Source organism: Bacillus sp. 7705b (genome assembly GCF_002289525.1).
GTDB classification, from domain to species: Bacteria; Bacillota; Bacilli; order Bacillales; family Bacillaceae; genus Bacillus; species Bacillus halotolerans.
Genome location: NZ_NSDH01000010.1, coordinates 1 through 17,950 on the forward strand (window position 1 = coordinate 1; position 17,950 = coordinate 17,950).

General features: G+C 44.3%; 19 protein-coding genes, 1 tRNA gene and 1 pseudogene. 12 read left to right on the top strand and 9 right to left on the bottom strand.

Features of this window, described 5'->3' with window-relative positions; genetic code table 11:
- The first annotated feature begins 259 nt into the window (after window positions 1-259).
- Window positions 260-335, top strand: a tRNA-Arg gene (locus CJU60_RS03475).
- Window positions 336-484: 149 nt separating this feature from the next.
- On the top strand, window positions 485-1,000 hold the full coding sequence (locus CJU60_RS03480; RefSeq protein WP_024122953.1) for a DUF3231 family protein: 516 nt from the start codon (window positions 485-487) through the stop codon (window positions 998-1,000).
- Between the two features lie 44 nt (window positions 1,001-1,044).
- On the opposite strand, the gene CJU60_RS03485 is transcribed toward CJU60_RS03480, so the two are convergent.
- The 6 genes from CJU60_RS03485 to sacB all read right to left on the bottom strand — a co-directional run bounded on the left by CJU60_RS03485 (window position 1,045) and on the right by sacB (window position 7,169).
- On the bottom strand, window positions 1,045-1,359 hold the full coding sequence (locus tag CJU60_RS03485; protein ID WP_024122952.1) for a DMT family transporter: 315 nt from the start codon (window positions 1,357-1,359) through the stop codon (window positions 1,045-1,047).
- Window positions 1,359-1,694: a DMT family transporter gene (locus tag CJU60_RS03490; RefSeq protein ID WP_044160350.1), complete on the bottom strand. Its 336-nt coding sequence runs from the start codon at window positions 1,692-1,694 to the stop codon at window positions 1,359-1,361. The genes CJU60_RS03485 and CJU60_RS03490 overlap by 1 nt, the downstream gene beginning before the upstream one ends.
- Window positions 1,695-1,771: 77 nt before the next feature.
- Window positions 1,772-2,356: a TetR/AcrR family transcriptional regulator gene (locus CJU60_RS03495; protein WP_024122950.1), complete on the bottom strand. Its 585-nt coding sequence runs from the start codon at window positions 2,354-2,356 to the stop codon at window positions 1,772-1,774.
- 95 nt (window positions 2,357-2,451) lie between these two features.
- Window positions 2,452-4,014, bottom strand: coding sequence for an aspartate/proton symporter AspP (aspP, locus tag CJU60_RS03500; protein ID WP_024122949.1), 1,563 nt, complete (start codon window positions 4,012-4,014; stop codon window positions 2,452-2,454).
- A 106-nt stretch (window positions 4,015-4,120) separates the two neighbouring features.
- Complete coding sequence (gene levB / locus CJU60_RS03505; RefSeq protein ID WP_095712954.1) at window positions 4,121-5,671, bottom strand: 2,6-beta-fructan 6-levanbiohydrolase; 1,551 nt, start codon at window positions 5,669-5,671, stop codon at window positions 4,121-4,123.
- 76 nt (window positions 5,672-5,747) lie between these two features.
- Window positions 5,748-7,169 carry a levansucrase gene (gene sacB / locus CJU60_RS03510; RefSeq protein ID WP_095712955.1) on the bottom strand — a complete coding sequence of 474 codons (1,422 nt, stop codon included), beginning with the start codon at window positions 7,167-7,169 and terminating at the stop codon, window positions 5,748-5,750.
- A 595-nt stretch (window positions 7,170-7,764) separates the two neighbouring features.
- Here sacB and CJU60_RS03515 point away from each other — a divergent pair.
- The 8 genes and pseudogenes from CJU60_RS03515 (at window position 7,765) to padC (ending at window position 14,033) form a co-directional block, all read left to right on the top strand.
- Complete coding sequence (locus CJU60_RS03515; protein WP_095712956.1) at window positions 7,765-8,106, top strand: ArsR/SmtB family transcription factor; 342 nt, start codon at window positions 7,765-7,767, stop codon at window positions 8,104-8,106.
- An 11-nt stretch (window positions 8,107-8,117) separates the two neighbouring features.
- Window positions 8,118-9,416: an arsenic transporter gene (locus CJU60_RS03520; RefSeq protein WP_095712957.1), complete on the top strand. Its 1,299-nt coding sequence runs from the start codon at window positions 8,118-8,120 to the stop codon at window positions 9,414-9,416.
- A 22-nt stretch (window positions 9,417-9,438) separates the two neighbouring features.
- Complete coding sequence (arsC, locus tag CJU60_RS03525; RefSeq protein WP_095712958.1) at window positions 9,439-9,858, top strand: arsenate reductase (thioredoxin); 420 nt, start codon at window positions 9,439-9,441, stop codon at window positions 9,856-9,858.
- Window positions 9,859-10,186: 328 nt separating this feature from the next.
- A complete protein-coding gene (locus CJU60_RS03530; protein WP_024122943.1) occupies window positions 10,187-10,753 on the top strand; it encodes a C1q-like domain-containing protein in 567 nt (188 codons plus the stop codon).
- Window positions 10,754-10,885: 132 nt separating this feature from the next.
- Window positions 10,886-12,250 carry a serine hydrolase gene (locus tag CJU60_RS03535; protein WP_095712959.1) on the top strand — a complete coding sequence of 455 codons (1,365 nt, stop codon included), beginning with the start codon at window positions 10,886-10,888 and terminating at the stop codon, window positions 12,248-12,250.
- A gap of 5 nt (window positions 12,251-12,255) precedes the next feature.
- On the top strand, window positions 12,256-12,963 hold the full coding sequence (locus tag CJU60_RS03540) for an aspartate/glutamate racemase family protein (RefSeq protein ID WP_095712960.1): 708 nt from the start codon (window positions 12,256-12,258) through the stop codon (window positions 12,961-12,963).
- A 107-nt stretch (window positions 12,964-13,070) separates the two neighbouring features.
- Window positions 13,071-13,525: pseudogene (locus tag CJU60_RS03545) on the top strand (DUF3237 domain-containing protein).
- 22 nt (window positions 13,526-13,547) lie between these two features.
- Window positions 13,548-14,033 (top strand): phenolic acid decarboxylase, encoded by a 486-nt coding sequence (padC, locus tag CJU60_RS03550; protein WP_010331962.1) that lies wholly within the window; start codon window positions 13,548-13,550, stop codon window positions 14,031-14,033.
- Window positions 14,034-14,060: 27 nt separating this feature from the next.
- Here the strand turns inward: padC and CJU60_RS03555 are convergent, their stop codons facing one another.
- The 3 genes from CJU60_RS03555 to slrR form a co-directional block, all read right to left on the bottom strand.
- Entirely contained in the window at window positions 14,061-14,252 is a 192-nt protein-coding gene (locus CJU60_RS03555) for a hypothetical protein (RefSeq protein ID WP_095712962.1), read from the bottom strand.
- 10 nt (window positions 14,253-14,262) lie between these two features.
- On the bottom strand, window positions 14,263-15,723 hold the full coding sequence (gene pnbA / locus CJU60_RS03560; RefSeq protein WP_095712963.1) for a para-nitrobenzyl esterase: 1,461 nt from the start codon (window positions 15,721-15,723) through the stop codon (window positions 14,263-14,265).
- A 74-nt stretch (window positions 15,724-15,797) separates the two neighbouring features.
- A complete protein-coding gene (gene slrR, locus CJU60_RS03565; protein WP_095712964.1) occupies window positions 15,798-16,256 on the bottom strand; it encodes an HTH-type transcriptional regulator SlrR in 459 nt (152 codons plus the stop codon).
- A gap of 245 nt (window positions 16,257-16,501) precedes the next feature.
- Between slrR and CJU60_RS03570 the strand changes: the two genes are divergently transcribed.
- On the top strand, window positions 16,502-17,194 hold the full coding sequence (locus tag CJU60_RS03570) for a YveK family protein (RefSeq protein ID WP_095712965.1): 693 nt from the start codon (window positions 16,502-16,504) through the stop codon (window positions 17,192-17,194).
- Between the two features lie 22 nt (window positions 17,195-17,216).
- Window positions 17,217-17,900, top strand: a complete 684-nt coding sequence (epsB, locus tag CJU60_RS03575) for a protein tyrosine kinase EpsB (protein ID WP_024122936.1) — start codon at window positions 17,217-17,219, stop codon at window positions 17,898-17,900.
- Window positions 17,901-17,950: the final 50 nt, after the last annotated feature.

Below are 17,950 nucleotides of genomic sequence, written 5' to 3' on the forward strand. Positions count from 1 at the left end.
AGGTAAGTATGTAGTTACATGATACATTTTTGGTCAATAAAGGTCAAACAAAAAGCTGGCTTGACATGCAAACTCTTCTCTTTTTCCCATTTTCCCCAAAAATACAATGGTTCAAACCATCGTATGTGAGCTTCTGAAAGAAGATGATGTGTCTTCTTAAAAAAACAGCCCTTTAAAATAGAGGGTTGTTATTTCGGCTGAAATACCGTATAATGAGTTATGCTGACGTTATCATCACACAGTGAAAATATGTCAATATGCGCTCGTAGCTCAGTTGGATAGAGCGGTGGTTTCCGGTACCACGTCTGCCGGGGGTTCGAATCCCTCCGAGCGCGTCCAATAGAACAACAGGAAAGACAAGGGTTTGGCATTTTGCGGCTCTTGTCTTTTTTGTTTCCAGAAAACTTCTCGTGAGTACATAATTTTTCCTCCTGCTGGGCATCGTAGGTGATGAACAGTATTGAATTTGTTAAGGAGGAAGACAATGGGTATTTTAAGCGGAAACCCGCAGGAAGAACCGATGCATTACGGTGAGGTATTCAGTTTGTGGAGTTATGTGATGGCGGGAAATAAAATGATCGGCAATTACCAGATGTTATTGCATCATGTTGGTGATGGCGATTTAAAGAAGCTGCTTCGTGAGTCCATCGAGAAATGCCAAGATGAAATCAAACAGGTCAGCAATATCCTGAAAGAAAATGGCGTGGGGCTTCCGCCCGCTTCTCCTGAGCCGCCGGATGCAGATCTTAACGACATTCCGCCGGGCGCGCGGTTTCTCGATCCGGATGTGGCCGCATCTGCAGCGGCGCAAAATGCAGCCGGTCTTGTGACATGCAGCAAAATTATGGGGCAGTCGATTCGCGAAGACATCGCCATGATGTTTGGGCAATTTCATATGACCAAGGCGGCAACAGGGGCAAAATACTTAAGGCTGCTGAAAAACAAAGGCTGGCTCATCCCGCCGCCGCTTCATCTTCATAAACACCAGGATGATGAGTAAAAGATAAAAGGCATATACAGCTTTCTGTATATGCCTTTTATGATCTAAGACGTAAGACGCAGGCCGATGACGCCGGCAAGTATCAGGCAAAGAGAAATCAGCTGAGAAAGCTGAAACCGTTCCTTAAACCAAATCAGGCTGACTGCTGTTACGCCTATGCTGCCTATACCTGTCCAGACGGCATAAGCAACACCGGAAGGCAGGACTTGCATGGCCTGTGATAGACAGTAAAAAGATAAAGCAAATCCGGCAGTCATCACAATAATCGGCCATTTTTTCTTTGTGCCGTCTATATATTTCATGGCGATGGCAGCTATAATTTCTTCTATACCCGCAATGAATAATAAAAACCACGCCATTATTTTTCACCTCTCGGCTGAGTTTTATTTTCTTTTGTGAAAAGCTTCATTCCTAAAATACCGGCTAGCAGCAGCATCAAAAAGAAGATTTGCGCTGCTGAGAAGGATTCGCCTAAGAAGATCCCGGTCGTGTAGGTTCCGACCGTTCCAATTCCGACAAATACGGTATACGCCGCGGCCATAGGAATTTTTCGATAAGAGCGGATTAACAGTATAAAGCTTATCGCTATTAATAGAAAAACGATAATCCAATCAAAAAGCGAATCCGCATGTTTGAGGGAGGAGGCCCAAACCACTTCTAGAAGCCCTGCTATCAAAACAAGTACCCAATACAACAGTAACACCTCTTTTTGTGAATGAACGTCAGTCATTTTTAGGCATTAAAAAATGAGCGGTGTCACCCAGTCATTTTTTAAGCTTTACCTAAGCTCCGTTTTAAGAATGTGAAAATTTCTTTTTTAGATACTTCAAGGTTTTCATCTTGTTCAAACCCGATATAAAACCGTTCTGCTGTGTTCTCAACCAAATTGATGATGGTTCTTGCCGTCCACTTTGCATTGATGCCTTCGATCACATCTTGGCTGTCGATCGCCTTGTTGATGATGTTCTCAAGCCAAGAATAATAAGGCTGATAAATGGTCTCCCATTTTTCCATGGAATGGTCGATGGCAAGCCCCGAATAGCAGAGGACAATAATATCTTTATGGCGCTCTGTGATGTGAAACGTCTCATCAATTAAGGTTTGTAAGACGGTCCAAAAATCTTCCTCGCCATTCAGTCTTCCTTTGATTTGCTCTAGCGTATGAGTGAGAAGGTTTTCCGCAATGGCCGGAATCAGAGCATTTTTGGATGAAAAATATAAATAAAACGTTCCTTGGGCAGTGCCGGCTTTTTTTACGATCTCTGAGATGGAGGCTTTATCGAGTCCCTTTTCAGAAATGACTTCAATCGCCGCCTGCAGTATCTTTTCATATTTTCCTGATGTTTGTTTTGGCACGGGGAACACCTCCTGTAATGACTGACTATCATTCATTTTATCTCGAGTGATGGTGTTTGTAAAGCGAAAAAAGAAGCAAGAGAAACTCCTGCTTCTTATTTATCATAATCAATCGCGGCTTTCGGGAGCCCGGTATACTTTGCCCAATAGTAAATCGCAAGCGAGCCGATGGCAACCAATATGAGATCGACGGGATTGCTGATAATGCCTAAGCCATGCCCGAAAGAGCCGATATAGGAAAAAATCAGCATCATGACATAAAATCCGACGAGCCACCAGGCTGATTTCAGCTGCTGGGCCAGGCTGACGTCTTCTTTAGGCGCGTATTTGCTGAAGCAGAGATAGATCAAAAACATGACGAGCTGTGAGCCGAGAAGCCAGGAAACGGTTGTCCATCCTGACCAGTACACAATAAACGCCGTAAAAATAAATGAAAGCGGCCCGATGATGCTCATTCCTTTTAAATAAAACGGCCTGTTTAAGTCCTTCGCATTTACTCTCAGTGCGGCTGAACAAATTGGTGCAATCGCATAAGAAAGGATGAGAGCGACAGAACAGACATTGACGAGCGCGTTCCACGAAGGGAAGGGGAGCGTCCAGAAAATCGACATGGCAAATGAAAGCCAGAGTGAAGCACGGGGTGTTCCCGTTTCTTTATTGACCTTTGAAAATATGCCAAATAATGTGCCGTTCCGCGCCCAAGCGTAAACGAGGCGAGATGTCGTATTCATAAAAATATTCCCGTTTCCTCCCGGAGACAGAATGGCGTCTAAAATGACAAGCGTTGCAAGCCATCCTAAACCGAGCATGACCGCAATATCTTTAAACGGCAATGAAAATTCACGGCCGATTGCCGGCCAGCCGTTTTTCAGCGTTTCTGTCGGAATCGCACCGATAAAGGTGATTTGTAAAATCGTGTAAATAATGGTTGAAACGATAATACAGATAATTAAAGCGATCGGGATATTGCGTTTCGGATTTTGTACCTCACCGGCAACAGACACAATAGGGTGCAGCCCGAGATATGCAAACATGACACCCCCGGTCGAAATGGCGGCCTGTATGCCTGTAAAACCAAAAGGCGCAAACCCTTCAACTGACAAGTTTCCCGGCTGAAAATGAAAAAACAGCACAATAATGATCGTGACCGGTACGATATATTTAAAAATAGAAATAATGAAATTGGCTTTTGCAAAGGTTTTAACGCTCCAGTAATTCAGCAGGAAAAACAAGCAGAGCAAGGCAAACTGCAAAATCCAGCCTGCAATGGTCGGTGAGTCAGAGCCCTCTTTGGTCAGGCCAGGAAACCAATAGGCCACATATTGCCGGACGGCTGTGACTTCAATCGAAATCAGGCTTGTGTAAGCGACAATTGTGACAAATGAAATTAAATAGCCGACCAAATGGCCGTGTGAATAGACCGGATACCTGATGATGCCTCCAGTGCGGGGTAAAGCGGCTCCGAGTTCTGCGTACACCAGTCCGATTAACAGAATAATGGCTCCTCCGATAATCCAGGAAAAAGCGCCGGAGGGTCCTGCTTTTGAAGCGACATTACTGACAGCGAACAGCCATGCTGATCCAAAGATCGCTCCCATCCCGATCAGAATCAGATCAAACAGCGACATCGATTTTTGAAAATTTCCTTGTTTAGACATCCGCTTCCTCCTTAGAAACAAGCCTTATATTTCTTACAATGCCCAATATGAAACAGAGAATACCGTTCTGAATAAAAAACAGGCGCAGCCCGCGCTGCACCTGTTTTTATTCATGAATCGAATCAAAGTGTTTCACTGTTATATTTTTGAAGGAGGCTGTGCCGCCATCAGAAAAAAGGGTAATACCTTTATCTTCAGGCTTTGGGAAGACTTCATTTGAAAAAACGGTTTTCCCGTCGTCAACAAATACCTCTATCGTTGTTTTATCGACAAGTATTTTCAAATGCACCTTACGTTTGCTTACATCATAAGGAGCTTTGCTTTCGACATAGGTATTGCTTTTGTCAGGCTGATTTGTGGCTGCTCTATTGACATATGCATAGCCGTCTTCAGCGAATATGCCGACATCAATATGGCGTTTTTGATCTTCTGACTCTCTCAGTCTGACGCCAGCATTCTTCAGCTCTGACCAAGAAAGATCCGTATCAAGCTGGTACGTATCACCTGTTATCGACAGAGTTTTTGATCCGTTCACATCCCGATCCTCTATTTCGTCAGTTGAAACAGTAAGCTGCTCCAAAGCTTCAATCGGCTGTGAGACGAGGCTGTATGTTCCGTCCTGCTCCTGCAGCCGGAGTTCGCGTATGACAGAATCTGTGCCGTTAAAGCCGTTCTTCATTGTCGGGGTGTTGTTGGCATAATCCCAATTGTTCATCCAGGCAAGCGCATACCGCTTTTCTAATGGATCTGTGCTTTTGCTGTCTTCGAACGTCACACCGCCGTACCAGTCGAAGCCATAGTCAAGCCATTGGGCTTCAGTCTGATCCGCTGTAAATTCTTTTCCGTCGAAGCTACCGGTCCAGTAGGCGTACGTATTTGGTTTGCCCCACGGTTTACCGTTCGCGCTCGCACCGAGAACCCATTTATTCGTTCCGTCGCTTGCCCGCATCATGTAGAGGTCAGGACATTCGACCATTCCCGCCTGCTCTGGGAAGAATCCGCTTGTGTAATGCCAGTCCTTAAGATTATCGGATTCATAAAAGCCGATTTTTGATCCTTCAGCCATGACCATGACCCATTTGTTATCCTGGTCATCCCATATCACTTTCGGATCTCTAAAATCGTCTGTGCCCGGATTAGGCATAACGGGGTTGCCACTGTAGAATTTGAATGATTTTCCTTTGTCTGTGCTGTACCACAAATATTGTTCCTGTTTTTTGTCTTTGGCTGAGGGCTGTGTCACAATCGCGACAAGCGCATTTTTCCCGAAGCCGGCTGTGTTCTCTTTATCCACCACGACGGAACCGGTCCAAATATCACCGTCCGGGTTTGTATATTTCGGAATCGCCACGCCTTCATCTGTCCAGTGCACCAAATCGTCTGATACGGCATGGCGCCATTCTGTACCGTTGCCTTTTGGATAATCCCGGTTATATAGATAGAAATAATGATACTTGCCATCAAAATAGATCGGTTTTTGAGGATCATTTTTCCATTTATCCGGCGTCGTAAAATGATATGCCGCCCGGTAGTCCGGCTTCTGTGTTGATTTTGTTTTTTGGTCATGTCCTTCTTTTGGAAATAAGTCGATAAACAGCAATATTCCTAAAAAGCTCAGGAATACGGTTAGCCATTTGCCTGCTTTTTTATAGTTCATATGGGATTCACCTTTATGATGTTGATAAGAAATAAAAGAAAATGCCAATAGGATATCGGCATTTTCTTTTGCGTTTTTATTTGTTAACTGTTAATTGTCCTTGTTCAAGGATGCTGTTTTTCACAACAGATGTTTTTTTGCCTTTGATGTTCAGTAAGAAGCTTGGCGCAAACGTTGCCTGTTTGTCTGCATAGAAGCCTCTGTTAGTCATGTAGCTTGTAATAACGACATTGTTTCCTTCAGCTTGCGGTACGGCAAAGTGTGAGTAAGTAAAGGTCACATCGTTAGGATCAAGATCCATTTTCAGCACAAGGCCGGTTTTGTTCAGCGGCTTGTACGGGCCTGTTAAGGAGTTAGAGACATAACCCAGCATGTAAATATCGTTAGATGTAATGCCGTCGATTGTCATTTTTGATCCTCTAGAGTCAGTGAACAGATACCATTTGCCGTTCATTTTGAAGACATTCGCACGTTCGATTTCGTCAGTTACTGTGTTAGATGTGATCAGCGGCTTCATGACTTTCTTCAGTGTGTAGTCATCGTTAAGCTCAATCATGCCAAGTGCGCCGTTAGCTAATTCTGCAGTGCGTTTTTTATCACTTTGCAGAAGTTTTTGACTTTCTTGACGGAAGAATGATGAGCTTTTGCCGTAATAAGCTTTGTTAAATAAAGATTCTTCGCCTTGGTAGCCGTCTTCAGTTCCTGTGTTCGCTTCAAATACCAGGTATTTGCGGCCGTGATCTTCCACGTAGTGAGGGTCTCTCAGCGTATGGTTATCGCCTGAACTATAGTTGCCCTCATCAATGAACTGCTGAACATTTTGATATGTTTTGCCGTCGCCGTCAAAGATGGACTTGTGATCTTCTACACCGTTAATCGTAAGAGAGCTGTCTGAAGTTGACACGTTAACCTGTGCAGTTGTCAGTGTTTGTTTGCCGTAATGTTTACCGGAAAAGTCAGTGTAGAATAAACGGATTTTGCCGTCAGATGTAAATGTAGCTGATCCTGACCATTCTTGTGTCTGATCTTTTAAGATGGGATCATTTGCATCAAACTTGTCACTGTCTTTAAAGACACGGCCTGCGTTCTTCCAGCTGTCAATGGAAGTCTCGCCAACTTTTTGATAGAACATGTAAATCGATGTGTCATCCGCGTTTTTAGGGTCTCCGGCTAATGCAAAGACAACATGGTAGCCATGATAGTTTGCGACTGTGCCGTCCGCGTTTTGCAATGGCCAGCTGTCCCACACGTCCAAACCTTTTGCGGAAGAGATGTTTTTAATTTTCGATTGGTCAAATTCAGGCACCTGATATTTTTCATTCTTTTGCTGTTCAGGGATTTGCAGCATGTCGTGGCGGGTAATATGGGAAATGCCGTATGTTTCTTTATACGGTTTGTGATCTGCTTCTTTCGCAAACGCTTGAGTCGCGCCTCCTGCCAGCAGTGCGGTTGTAAAGGTTAATACTGTTGCCTGTTTGGCAAACTTTTTGATGTTCATCGTTCATGTCTCCTTTTTTATGTACTGTGTTAGCGGTCTGCTTTCTTCCAGCCCTCCTGTTGATAATGGCAAGTCGGTTACGTGCAATAAAAAAGACCTAAAATATGTAAAGGGGTGACGTCAAAGAATACACTTTGCCCTTAACACATTTTAGGTCTTGCCTGCTTTATCAGTAACAAACCTGCGTAATTTACTTTTCGACATTATTCTATTAGACACTGATTCTTATTTCAACGGGTCTATTTTCCTCTTTTGTTTGATAGAAAATGAAGAAAAAGAATTTAATAGTACAGGTCTTATGGACTAATGTGGCTGTTTATTTCTTTACATCTTCTACAGGTTATAAAAAGCTTTCGCATGGGCATAAAGTTCCTTTTTATCAGGCCTATCCGACAACACAAAAGTGATAAAGAAATGTAAATTTATAAATCATTCACAATATGTGACAGTATAAATAAAGCCATTTTAGCTTCATAAGGGAAGGAATGATAATAAAAAAGATTTTAAACGGAGGTCCTATTTCTTCTAGCATATAAGTATTGACTTATATAATTGGTGAATTATACAATGAACGCGGAAGGGAGCTGATGCTTTCATGAAGCATGCCTTGACATCTGCTGAAATCAGTCACTGCCTGAAGCTTCTTCATGATCAAACCAGGCTTTTGATCATGAAGCTGCTGGAGGAAAAAACATACTGTGTCTGCCAGTTTGTCGATATGTTTGACATGAGCCAGCCAGCTATCAGCCAGCATTTACGGAAGCTGAAACAGGCCGGATTTGTGAAAGAAGAGAAAAAGGGACAATGGCGGTTTTATTCAATTAATTCAGCTTGTCCTGAATATGGATTGATTCAATCGATTCTCGGTCACATCAGCTCAGATGATGACATGTTGCAGTCTATTCAGAAAAAAGAAACTCAAGTTTCTTGTAAGTAGGAGGTTCTCGTTTGAGTTCAGCAGTTTTAGCAGCAAGTATCTTTATCCTTACACTTATTTTTGTTATTTGGCAGCCGAAAAATCTGTCTATTGGCTGGTCAGCCTGCGGGGGAGCGGTTTTGGCTTTGCTTGCGGGGGTTGTGAGCGTAAAGGATGTGGCGGACGTTACCGGCATTGTATGGAATGCGACTCTGGCGTTTGTGGCGATCATTCTCATCTCGCTCATTTTAGACCACATTGGCTTTTTCGAATGGGCTGCTTTGCATATGGCGAAGGCGGCCAAAGGCAGCGGCCTTCGTATGTTTATTTATATTTCCGTTTTAGGCGCCGTCGTGGCGGCGTTTTTTGCCAATGACGGTGCGGCGCTTATTTTAACGCCGATTGTGCTTGCGATGATGCGGGCTTTGCGTTTTGAAGAAAAGCTGGTGTTCCCATTTATTATCGCGAGCGGATTTATCGCTGATACAACATCGCTTCCGCTTGTGGTCAGCAATTTGGTGAATATCGTGTCGGCCGATTTCTTTCACGTCGGGTTCATTGAATATGCGGCACGGATGATTGTCCCGAATCTCTTTTCGCTTGCGGCAAGTATACTCGTCTTATACTTATTTTTCAGAAAAGGGATTCCGAAACATTATGATCTCAGTCAGGTGAAGAAACCGGCTGACGCCATTAAAGATATAAACATGTTTCGTATGTCATGGCTTGTGCTGGCCATGTTATTAATCGGTTATTTTGTAAGCGAAATATGGTCCATCCCCGTATCCTTTATCGCCGGTGCGGTGGCTGTTTTCTTTCTTATTATGGCGAAGAACAGCCCGGCCGTTCATACGAAGCAGGTGGTCAAAGGAGCACCGTGGGCGATTGTGTTTTTTTCCATTGGGATGTATGTCGTCGTGTACGGGTTAAGAAACGCCGGCTTAACAGACCTTCTGTCCAGCCTTATACAGGCAGCCGCAGACCAGGGGCTGTTGGCGGGAACCATGGGAATGGGCTTTATCGCGGCTATTTTATCATCGGTAATGAATAACATGCCGACCGTCATGATTGATGCTATTGCGATAGCTGGTACGGATACACATGGAATGATGAAAGAAGCCTTAATTTATGCAAATGTCATCGGTTCTGATCTGGGGCCAAAAATCACGCCGATTGGGTCGCTGGCGACGCTGTTATGGCTTCATGTTCTCGCGCAAAAAGGAGTGAAAATCTCTTGGGGGACATACGTGAAAACAGGGGTGATTCTGACTGTTCCGACCCTGCTGATGACTCTTTTCGGCCTGTATATCTGGTTATTGATCATTCACTAAAACATCTGGGAGATGAACAAACATGTCTAAAAAAACCATCTTCTTTTTATGCACAGGCAACTCCTGCCGCAGCCAAATGGCTGAAGGCTGGGCGAAACAATATCTGGAAGATGAATGGAATGTATACAGCGCGGGAATCGAAGCGCACGGGCTCAATCCGAATGCTGTAAAAGCGATGAAGGAAGCGGGGATTGACATCTCCGGCCAAACATCAGATATCATCGATCCGGCTATTTTAAACAGTGCTGATCTTGTCGTGACGCTTTGCGGGGACGCGGCTGATAAATGCCCGATGACGCCGCCTCACGTCAAGCGCGAGCACTGGGGCTTTGATGACCCTGCAAAAGCGGAAGGGTCGGAAGCGGAAAAATGGGTGTTCTTTCAGCGAGTTCGTGACGAAATCGGCGAGCGGCTCAAGCGCTTTGCGGAAACAGGTAAATAAGCTGGAAAAGCCGGGAGGATGGTCTCCCGGCTTTTTTGTGGCTCTCATCGCGGTGATGATGATGGCTGTACCCCAGGTAGGGGATACCAAACGATATTGCCATTGGTAATTCTCGTAATCGCAATTTAAAATGTGGATTGATCTTCTATCTTTTTTATGGTCTTGTAATAGAAGCGGTAATCCGTTTCGGAACTAGAAGCTTTCATTTTTGTTTTGAGTTTAGTCGGGCAGATACCGTTTCAAAGCTTGTAAGGATCAATATAATAATGTATTGCGAAAGCAAACAAATGATAGAAGCGAAAGAAAACGTATAAGGAGGAATAAGTCAATGCCGCCCAGGCCAACTAAATGGATTAAGAGAAACGATCGACCGGAACCTCTTTTATCACCAAGTGTCATGCAAGGCAGAAATGGAAATACCCCATCCACTCAACAAAACCAGCTCTTCGCACCAATTACATCAGATACGAACCAGCCTATTTCTGCTTTCAGAGCCACCAGCAATGCGAATCTGTCAGTGGCTGCAAATGCAGCTAGCGGAGTTCGATTTCAAAATGTACAATTTGATTTGGCGAATGAATATAACCCCAACACATCTACATTTTCACCGAGAACAGCAGGCGTATATTCTTTAAATGCATCAGTTGAGTTTCAAACGAATGCGATTGTTGACTTCAACTTAGAAGTCGTATTTCTCGTGAATCAAGATGTGATAGGCGGAAATAGCCAATTTCAAGCAGGAAATCTTCCGGCAGTCGTAGCCATTACGGAAATTCTTCAGTTAAACGCCGGAGATACGGTGACAGTTGCAATGAGAAGTACTGCCGCCGGATTCATTCAAGCGACTCCGAGAACCCGTTTTGCAGCCGCCAGAGTTCCTTCTCCGACTGCGTAAAAAAGAGATTTTGATTCAATGTAAATCTAAAGTTGATTTTTCCTGTTAGAGGATTGATCAGCTTTTTTTATATTTTCAAAATAATTGAAACATTAATAGCTCAGTATCGTATGAAAAAGGGGAGGTGGAGCAATGAAGCAGAAGAAAAGGAAGGAACTTAAGACTTTATTTGAAACATTAGGTGAAAGAAAACATTTCAACGGGGCGGTTTTAGCCGCAGAGGATGGCGACATATTATATCATCACGCTTTCGGTTATGCTGATTTGCCGGGAAAACGGCTTTTGCAAGAGAATTCTTTGTTTGAGCTGGCATCACTATCAAAGCCTTTTACAGCAATGGCAGTTGTTCTATTGGAGGAGAAAGGGATGCTTGGTTATGAGGATATGGTGGAGCGCTGGATTCCCGGATTTCCTTATGAGGGCGTTACGATTCGGCACTTATTGAACCATACATCCGGGCTTCCCGATTATACGGAGTGGTTTCTTGCCAATTGGAATAAAAGCGAGATTGCAGTGAATCAGGATGTTGTGGATATGCTGATGAATGAGCAGCCGCCTTGCTATTTTGCTCCGAATGAAGGCTGGCTGTACAGCAATACGGGGTATGTGCTGCTGGCAGTTTTGATTGAGAAGGCATCCGGCATAAGCTATGCGGATTATTTGAAACAGCATATTTTCACCCCGGTCGGTATGGCGAATACGAGAGTATATAACAGGAGGCTGCGTCCTGAGCAGATCGATGACTATGCGTATGGATATGTGTATGATGTGCATTCCGGACAGTACGTTCTTCCTGATGATCTGGAGGAAACCAGCTATGTTGTGTATCTGGATGGAATACAGGGAGACGGTACAGTGAATTCTGTCACAAGCGATTTATTTCGGTTTGATCAGGCTTTATATCAGGACAAATTGATCAGCGAGGTTTCTAAGGAAGCCGCGTTTTCTCCTGTACAACTGAACAATGGGGAAACGGTTGACTACGGATTTGGCTGGGTGCTGCAAAACAGTCCTGAAAAAGGACGAATTGTCAGCCATAGCGGAGGCTGGCCCGGCTATTCGACGATGATGATCCGATATATAGACCATCGTAAAACGCTGATCTATTTGAGTAATATGGAACAGGATGCCGAATATGAACAAGCGATTCTGAAGGCGGCGGAGAATATTTTATTTGACCAGCCATATGAAATCCCGGAACGTCCTGCTGATAAAAAGAAAAAAGACATTGATACAGCGATTTACAGCCGCTATGTTGGCAGCTACTCCATTCATGATGGGACAGCTGCGACGGTGACAGCCGAGAACGAGCGGCTTTATCTGCAAATTACCGGACAGATGAGGTTTGAATTATTTCCTTCCTCGGAAACCCGTTTCTTTATCCAATCATTGCCTGTTGAAGTTGAATTTATGTTAGGGGATGGTGCTGCGAAGAGCTTTATCATTTATCAGGACGGAACAGAGGAAGAAGCGGTCCGGACGGATAGAAAGGAATGAATTTGATGATTGGCATATTAGCTGGAATGGGGCCAAAATCGACCTCTCCGTTTTTAGATAAGGTCATTGATTACTGTCAGAAGCTGTATGGCGCTTCACATGATATCGACTACCCGCAGATGATGATTTATTCCTGTCCGACACCCTTTTATGTCGATCGTCCAATCGATCATGATGAAATGAAAAAAGCGATTATTGATGGAGCCGTCAAGCTGGAGAAGACCGGTGCGGACTTTATTTCTCTTCCTTGTAATACGGCGCATGCCTATTTTGAAGACATCCAGCAGGCATTGTCGATTCCTTTGTTACATATCATTGAGGAAACGATGAAGGAGCTTCCGGATTCAGCACAAAAAGTGGCTGTTTTAGGAACAGATTCAACCATACAATCCTGTATTTATCAAAAAGGGTTGAAGGCGGGCGGACATGAGTTTATTCATGAGACACATTGGCAGCGGGAAGTCAATCAGCTCATCGCCGCGATCAAACAGCCGAATCATGTTCACAAAACTCAGGACATATGGCGGGAGCTATATTTGGAAATCAGTAAAAGAGCGGATCTCATCATTTCGGCTTGCACAGATTTGAACACGGTGTTAGATCATTTTCACGGTGATATCCCGATTATCGATTCCTCTGATTGTCTCGCAAAAAGCACGGTCAGCACGTATCTTACCTATCAAAACGAACCAATCAACAAGGGCTGTATGTAATCGGCTCTTGTTTTTTTGTGTTCTTATCGTTTGACAGCCTCATGTAATGTTGTTAAAGTAAACATGTAAATAGTTACATGATCTCTTCTGAAGATCAGGTGGTGCTTATGAAGAAGCCAGTTTTAAAGAAATCCTCTCTCTAGACATGAAGGTTGATCCTCCGATCACCGTGGGTGAGACAGGCTTAGGGCTGAGACGTTGGATTCCGATTCGATCGGGAACAATAACCGGGGAAGTGGAAGGACGTATTTTGCCGGGCGGAGCTGATTCGCAAATCATTCGCGCTGACGGCAGAACAGATTTATCTGCCAGATATGTCATAGAAACAGCCGATCATGAACTGATTTACATTAAAAACAATGGAATACGGCAAGTCAGCGAGCCGTTCCGAACACAAGCAGCTGCCGGTGAAATGATTGACACCGAGCATGTTTATTTCCGCACGGTGCCGACTTTTGAGACAGGCAGTGAAACCTATCGATGGCTGCATGACCGCTTGTTTATAGGTTCCGCAGAAAGAACCCCTGATTACGTTCGATTAGACATTTATGAAGTAGAGTAAAAGACTAAGGAGAGTGTGAAATATGGAAAACTTTATCGGAAGCCACATGATTTATACTTATGAAAACGGTTGGGAATACGAGATTTATATTAAAAATGACCATACAATTGATTATAGAATTCATAGCGGAATGGTTGCCGGACGCTGGGTTCGGGATCAGGAAGTGAACATTGTCAAACTGACAGAGGGCGTATATAAAGTGTCTTGGACAGAGCCGACAGGTACAGATGTTTCATTAAACTTTATGCCGAATGAAAAACGCATGCACGGCATTATTTTCTTCCCGAAATGGGTGCATGAACATCCTGAAATCACGGTCTGCTACCAAAATGACCACATTGACCTGATGAAGGAATCACGCGAGAAATACGAAACCTATCCCAAATACGTAGTGCCCGAATTTGCTGACATTACATTTCTGAAAAATGAGGGAGCCGATAATGAGGAAGTCATTTCTAAGGCGCCTTATGAAGGAATGACAGACGATATTCGCGCAGGGAAATTGTAAGAAAACAAAAACCCGGTAAAGAGAGAATTACTTCTCTTTACCGGGTTTTCTTTTTGCTGAGTATGTGGGCACCATCACAATTCCCGCGAAAAAAAGTAGAATCCCAATCCAGCGGATGGGCTGGTAATAGGCGGTGTCTTGTAAATAAACGACTGCTGATAAAATGAAGATACATGCTGCCACAACGATGACGGCACCCATCCAGCCTGTTTTTCCCATGTGATTCTCCTTATGAGTGTAATAGTTTTTTCCGCTTCTCACCATCAGGATCGTGCTCAATAGAAAGTTTGGAATTCAAAATCAAGGTTTCTCGTTTGTCTTCAGTATAAGCCGGCCATTGTACCTCTTTGCAGCTTGGATTTCCTGTTTTTGCGAAGGCAAGCCATGCTGATTGTATCGTGTGTGAGAGCTGCTTGCCCTCATCCGTAATGTCTGCTTGTACCATTCGTTTCAGTCCGCTTAAATTGCCGAACACAAACGGCAGTTCCAGTGCGTGAAACGCTTTATTGTACGGCGGTTTGTCCGGGTGCCAGTCGAATCGGTACATCCAGACAGGTGCGTAACGGGACTGGGCGGAGGCGCAGGCGACGGCCGGGCGCCAAAACAGCAAATCGGTCATGATATGAATTTGGCTTTCGAGAGAGCGCGGATACAGATCGGCCGCTTTCTTTGCCAGCGGCTGACCCAATAGATACTCAAGCGCTTCATCAATCGTTTCCTGAGAGTGAACTTCTGAATCCGGAGTGAAAAATAAATATCCTTCATCACGATTTGTTCCGACTAACAGCGGAATGCCGTCAGCAGCCCCTTCAGCGATGGCTTTCTCCGGCTCAGCAGGCAGTGTTTTCGGATCAAGTGCAGGCTGGAAGAACAGCTGAAAGATATTTTCATTTTCGGTTTTTCGCAGCTGGTCGGCGGCTTTAAGCAAATCTTCCGCAGACACAGTATGCAGCCTGTCCAATTGGTAACGGTCAATTCCAAGGATTCGTAAAAAAGCATGCGCGGTGCTTGCCGCTTTTTCTTCTGTCATGGTTCGGGAAGAGCCGCTTTCCAAGATTGCTTTCTGGAACAGGCCTTTTGCAGCAGGCATGGCAAGCAGTGCGGCAATGCTCATACCGCCTGCTGATTCTCCAAACACCGTTACATTTTCCGGATCGCCGCCAAACGCAGAGATATTGTCTTTGACCCATTTCAGAGCCGCGGTTTGGTCAAGCAGTCCAAGGTTGTCGGAATACGCTTCATCAATTGAAGACAAATGCAAAAAGCCGAATGGCCCCAGCCGATAGTTCAGTGTGACGACAATGACATCCCCCTGAGCCGCCAGGTTTGATCCGTCGTATAAAGGCTCACTGCCCGCGCCGAGATAAAATGTGCCGCCATGAATCCACACCATGACAGGACGATTTTTGCCCGGAGTGTCAGGTGCAAATACATTTACATACAGGCAATCCTCAGACTGGCGGGGGAGTTCAGGGTATGAATATGAAAGTAAATCAGGCGGCTGCGGGCAAACCGGGCCGTATGCAGTTGCGTCCAGTACGCCTTCCCAGGCCGCCGGCGGATCAGGTGCTTTAAAGCGCAATTGTCCGACGGGCGGCTTTGCGTAGGGGATGCCTTTCCATGTTTGGACACCGTTTTTTGAAATGCCTTTCACTGTGCCGTATTGCGTTTTGACCACTGATTCAGACATAGCGTTCTCTCCCTTTTTCCCCCATTATAGCCATATTTGACCTTACGATGCGAACCTCAGCCCTTCTACGATATTCATTTTCCCATCGTTTTTAAAAAGGTTTTGACTTCTTGAACTGTCAGGCCGATTTCTCTCGCTTCCGCCATCAGCGCTTTCCACTCTTCTATATTCGATTCTGTCAGCTTTCGGTTTCGGTAGGAGGCGGTTTCAGGCTCCTCTTTCTTCAGCTTGTTCGTAAAAATGAACAATTCTTCCTTTTCCATTCCAGCTTGAACAGCTTGCACAAGATGCACACGCCATTCATCTTCTCCGCCGCTGATTTTTTGATACATCATCGTTTCAGCGTCGAATAATTCTGTTAATTCGACATCCAGGGTTGCTGATACTTTTTTCAAAAATTGAACGGACGGATTCGTATGAACGCCTCTTTCAATCTTGCTTAAATAGGATTTTGAAACGCCTGACTCGATAGCCAGCTGATTAATAGAATAGCCTTTTCTTTTGCGGTACAAACGGATAATTCTTCCAATCATAATATGAAATTCTCCTCTATTCCTGTCGTTATTTCGTTCATTATAAGGAATTATTCGTTCTTTATAAAATTTAAAATAATAAGGGAAGTGCAGTAAATAAGAGGAAAATCATGATATTGTTCTCTAAAGAGAACTTATTGGCTTATTTTGCAATTTTTAAATAATAAAGTTTTCTTTTATAATCCAATCATTAACAGAAAGGGGCTTGGGAAGCCAGCCGTGAGAAGGCTGAAGGCTATGAATATATGAATGAGAATATGAGTTTTAAAGAATTATACGCGATTGTCAGACATAGATTCGTGCTGATTCTGCTCATCACAATAGGCGTCACCTTTATTACAGGTTTTGTCCAATTTAAGGTCATTTCACCGACTTATCAGGCGTCGACTCAAGTGCTGATTCATGAATCAGACGGTGAAGAAAACTCGAATCTCAGTGACATCCAGCGAAATCTTCAGTACAGCAGCACGTTCCAATCCATTATAAAAAGCACGGCCTTGATGGAAGAGGTCAAGGCGGAATTGCATCTTTCTGAATCGGCTTCCTCGCTGAAAGGAAAAGTGATGACAAGCAGTGAAAATGAATCAGAAATTATCACCGTTGCTGTTCAGGATCACAACTCGGAGCGAGCGGCTAAGATTGCGAACACGTTAGTCAGCAAGTTTGAAAAAGAAGTAGATGAAAGAATGAATGTCCAAGGCGTACATATTCTATCAGAGGCGAAGGCTTCTGAAAGCTCGATGATCAAGCCGTCCCGAATGAGAAATATGGTCATGGCTTTTGGGGCGGCCGTGATGGGCGGCATTACACTGGCATTTTTTCTGCATTTTCTCGATGATACGTGCAAAAGCGCACGGCAGCTCAGCGAGAAAACCGGATTGCCCTGCTTAGGCTCCGTCCCTGATGTCAAAAAGAAACGGAATCGCAGGGTTGGATAAAACATTTCGAGGAGTGAAGTGAGTGGTCTTTAGAAAAAAGAAAGCAAGGCGAGGTTTGGCTCAAATATCCGTTTTACATCATAAATCAATTGTTGCGGAACAATATCGCACCATTCGGACAAACATTGAGTTTTCATCCGTACAGACCAACTTGCGGTCCATTCTCGTCACCTCCTCTGTGCCTGGTGAAGGAAAATCGTTCAGTGCAGCGAATCTTGCGGCAGTCTTTGCGCAGCAGCAGGAAAAGAAAGTGCTGCTGGTGGACGCCGATTTAAGAAAACCGACAATTAACCAGACGTTTCAGGTTGAAAATCTGACCGGGCTGACAAATGTGCTGGTCGGCAATGCTTCTCTAAATGAAACGGTGCAAAAGACCCCGATCGATAACTTATATGTGCTGACAAGCGGACCGACGCCGCCGAATCCGGCAGAACTGTTATCCTCGAAGGCAATGGGAGATTTGATATCAGATATCTATGACCAATTCAGTCTGGTGATCTTTGATTCTCCTCCGCTTTTAGCTGTCGCGGACGCTCAAATTTTAGCGAACCAGACAGATGGAAGCGTGCTCGTTGTCTTAAGCGGAAAAACAAAAACCGATACCGTCCTGAAAGCGAAGGACGCACTGGAGCAATCCAATGCAAAGCTTTTAGGCGCTCTCTTAAATAAAAAGAAAATGAAAAAATCTGAACACTATTCCTATTAATTTTTGCTTTTAGGTGATGTCTCCTTACCTGTATCAATGGAGACACTCGG

Coding starts and splice junctions, on each gene's coding strand:
- CJU60_RS03480 (WP_024122953.1), top strand. CDS start 485: ATGGGTATTTTAAGCGGAAACCCGCAGGAAGAACCGATGCATTACGGT.
- CJU60_RS03485 (WP_024122952.1), bottom strand. CDS start 1,359: ATGGCGTGGTTTTTATTATTCATTGCGGGTATAGAAGAAATTATAGCT.
- aspP (WP_024122949.1), bottom strand. CDS start 4,014: ATGTCTAAACAAGGAAATTTTCAAAAATCGATGTCGCTGTTTGATCTG.
- levB (WP_095712954.1), bottom strand. CDS start 5,671: ATGAACTATAAAAAAGCAGGCAAATGGCTAACCGTATTCCTGAGCTTT.
- sacB (WP_095712955.1), bottom strand. CDS start 7,169: ATGAACATCAAAAAGTTTGCCAAACAGGCAACAGTATTAACCTTTACA.
- CJU60_RS03515 (WP_095712956.1), top strand. CDS start 7,765: ATGAAGCATGCCTTGACATCTGCTGAAATCAGTCACTGCCTGAAGCTT.
- arsC (WP_095712958.1), top strand. CDS start 9,439: ATGTCTAAAAAAACCATCTTCTTTTTATGCACAGGCAACTCCTGCCGC.
- CJU60_RS03530 (WP_024122943.1), top strand. CDS start 10,187: ATGCCGCCCAGGCCAACTAAATGGATTAAGAGAAACGATCGACCGGAA.
- CJU60_RS03535 (WP_095712959.1), top strand. CDS start 10,886: ATGAAGCAGAAGAAAAGGAAGGAACTTAAGACTTTATTTGAAACATTA.
- CJU60_RS03540 (WP_095712960.1), top strand. CDS start 12,256: ATGATTGGCATATTAGCTGGAATGGGGCCAAAATCGACCTCTCCGTTT.
- padC (WP_010331962.1), top strand. CDS start 13,548: ATGGAAAACTTTATCGGAAGCCACATGATTTATACTTATGAAAACGGT.
- CJU60_RS03555 (WP_095712962.1), bottom strand. CDS start 14,252: ATGGGAAAAACAGGCTGGATGGGTGCCGTCATCGTTGTGGCAGCATGT.
- pnbA (WP_095712963.1), bottom strand. CDS start 15,723: ATGTCTGAATCAGTGGTCAAAACGCAATACGGCACAGTGAAAGGCATT.
- slrR (WP_095712964.1), bottom strand. CDS start 16,256: ATGATTGGAAGAATTATCCGTTTGTACCGCAAAAGAAAAGGCTATTCT.
- CJU60_RS03570 (WP_095712965.1), top strand. CDS start 16,502: ATGAATGAGAATATGAGTTTTAAAGAATTATACGCGATTGTCAGACAT.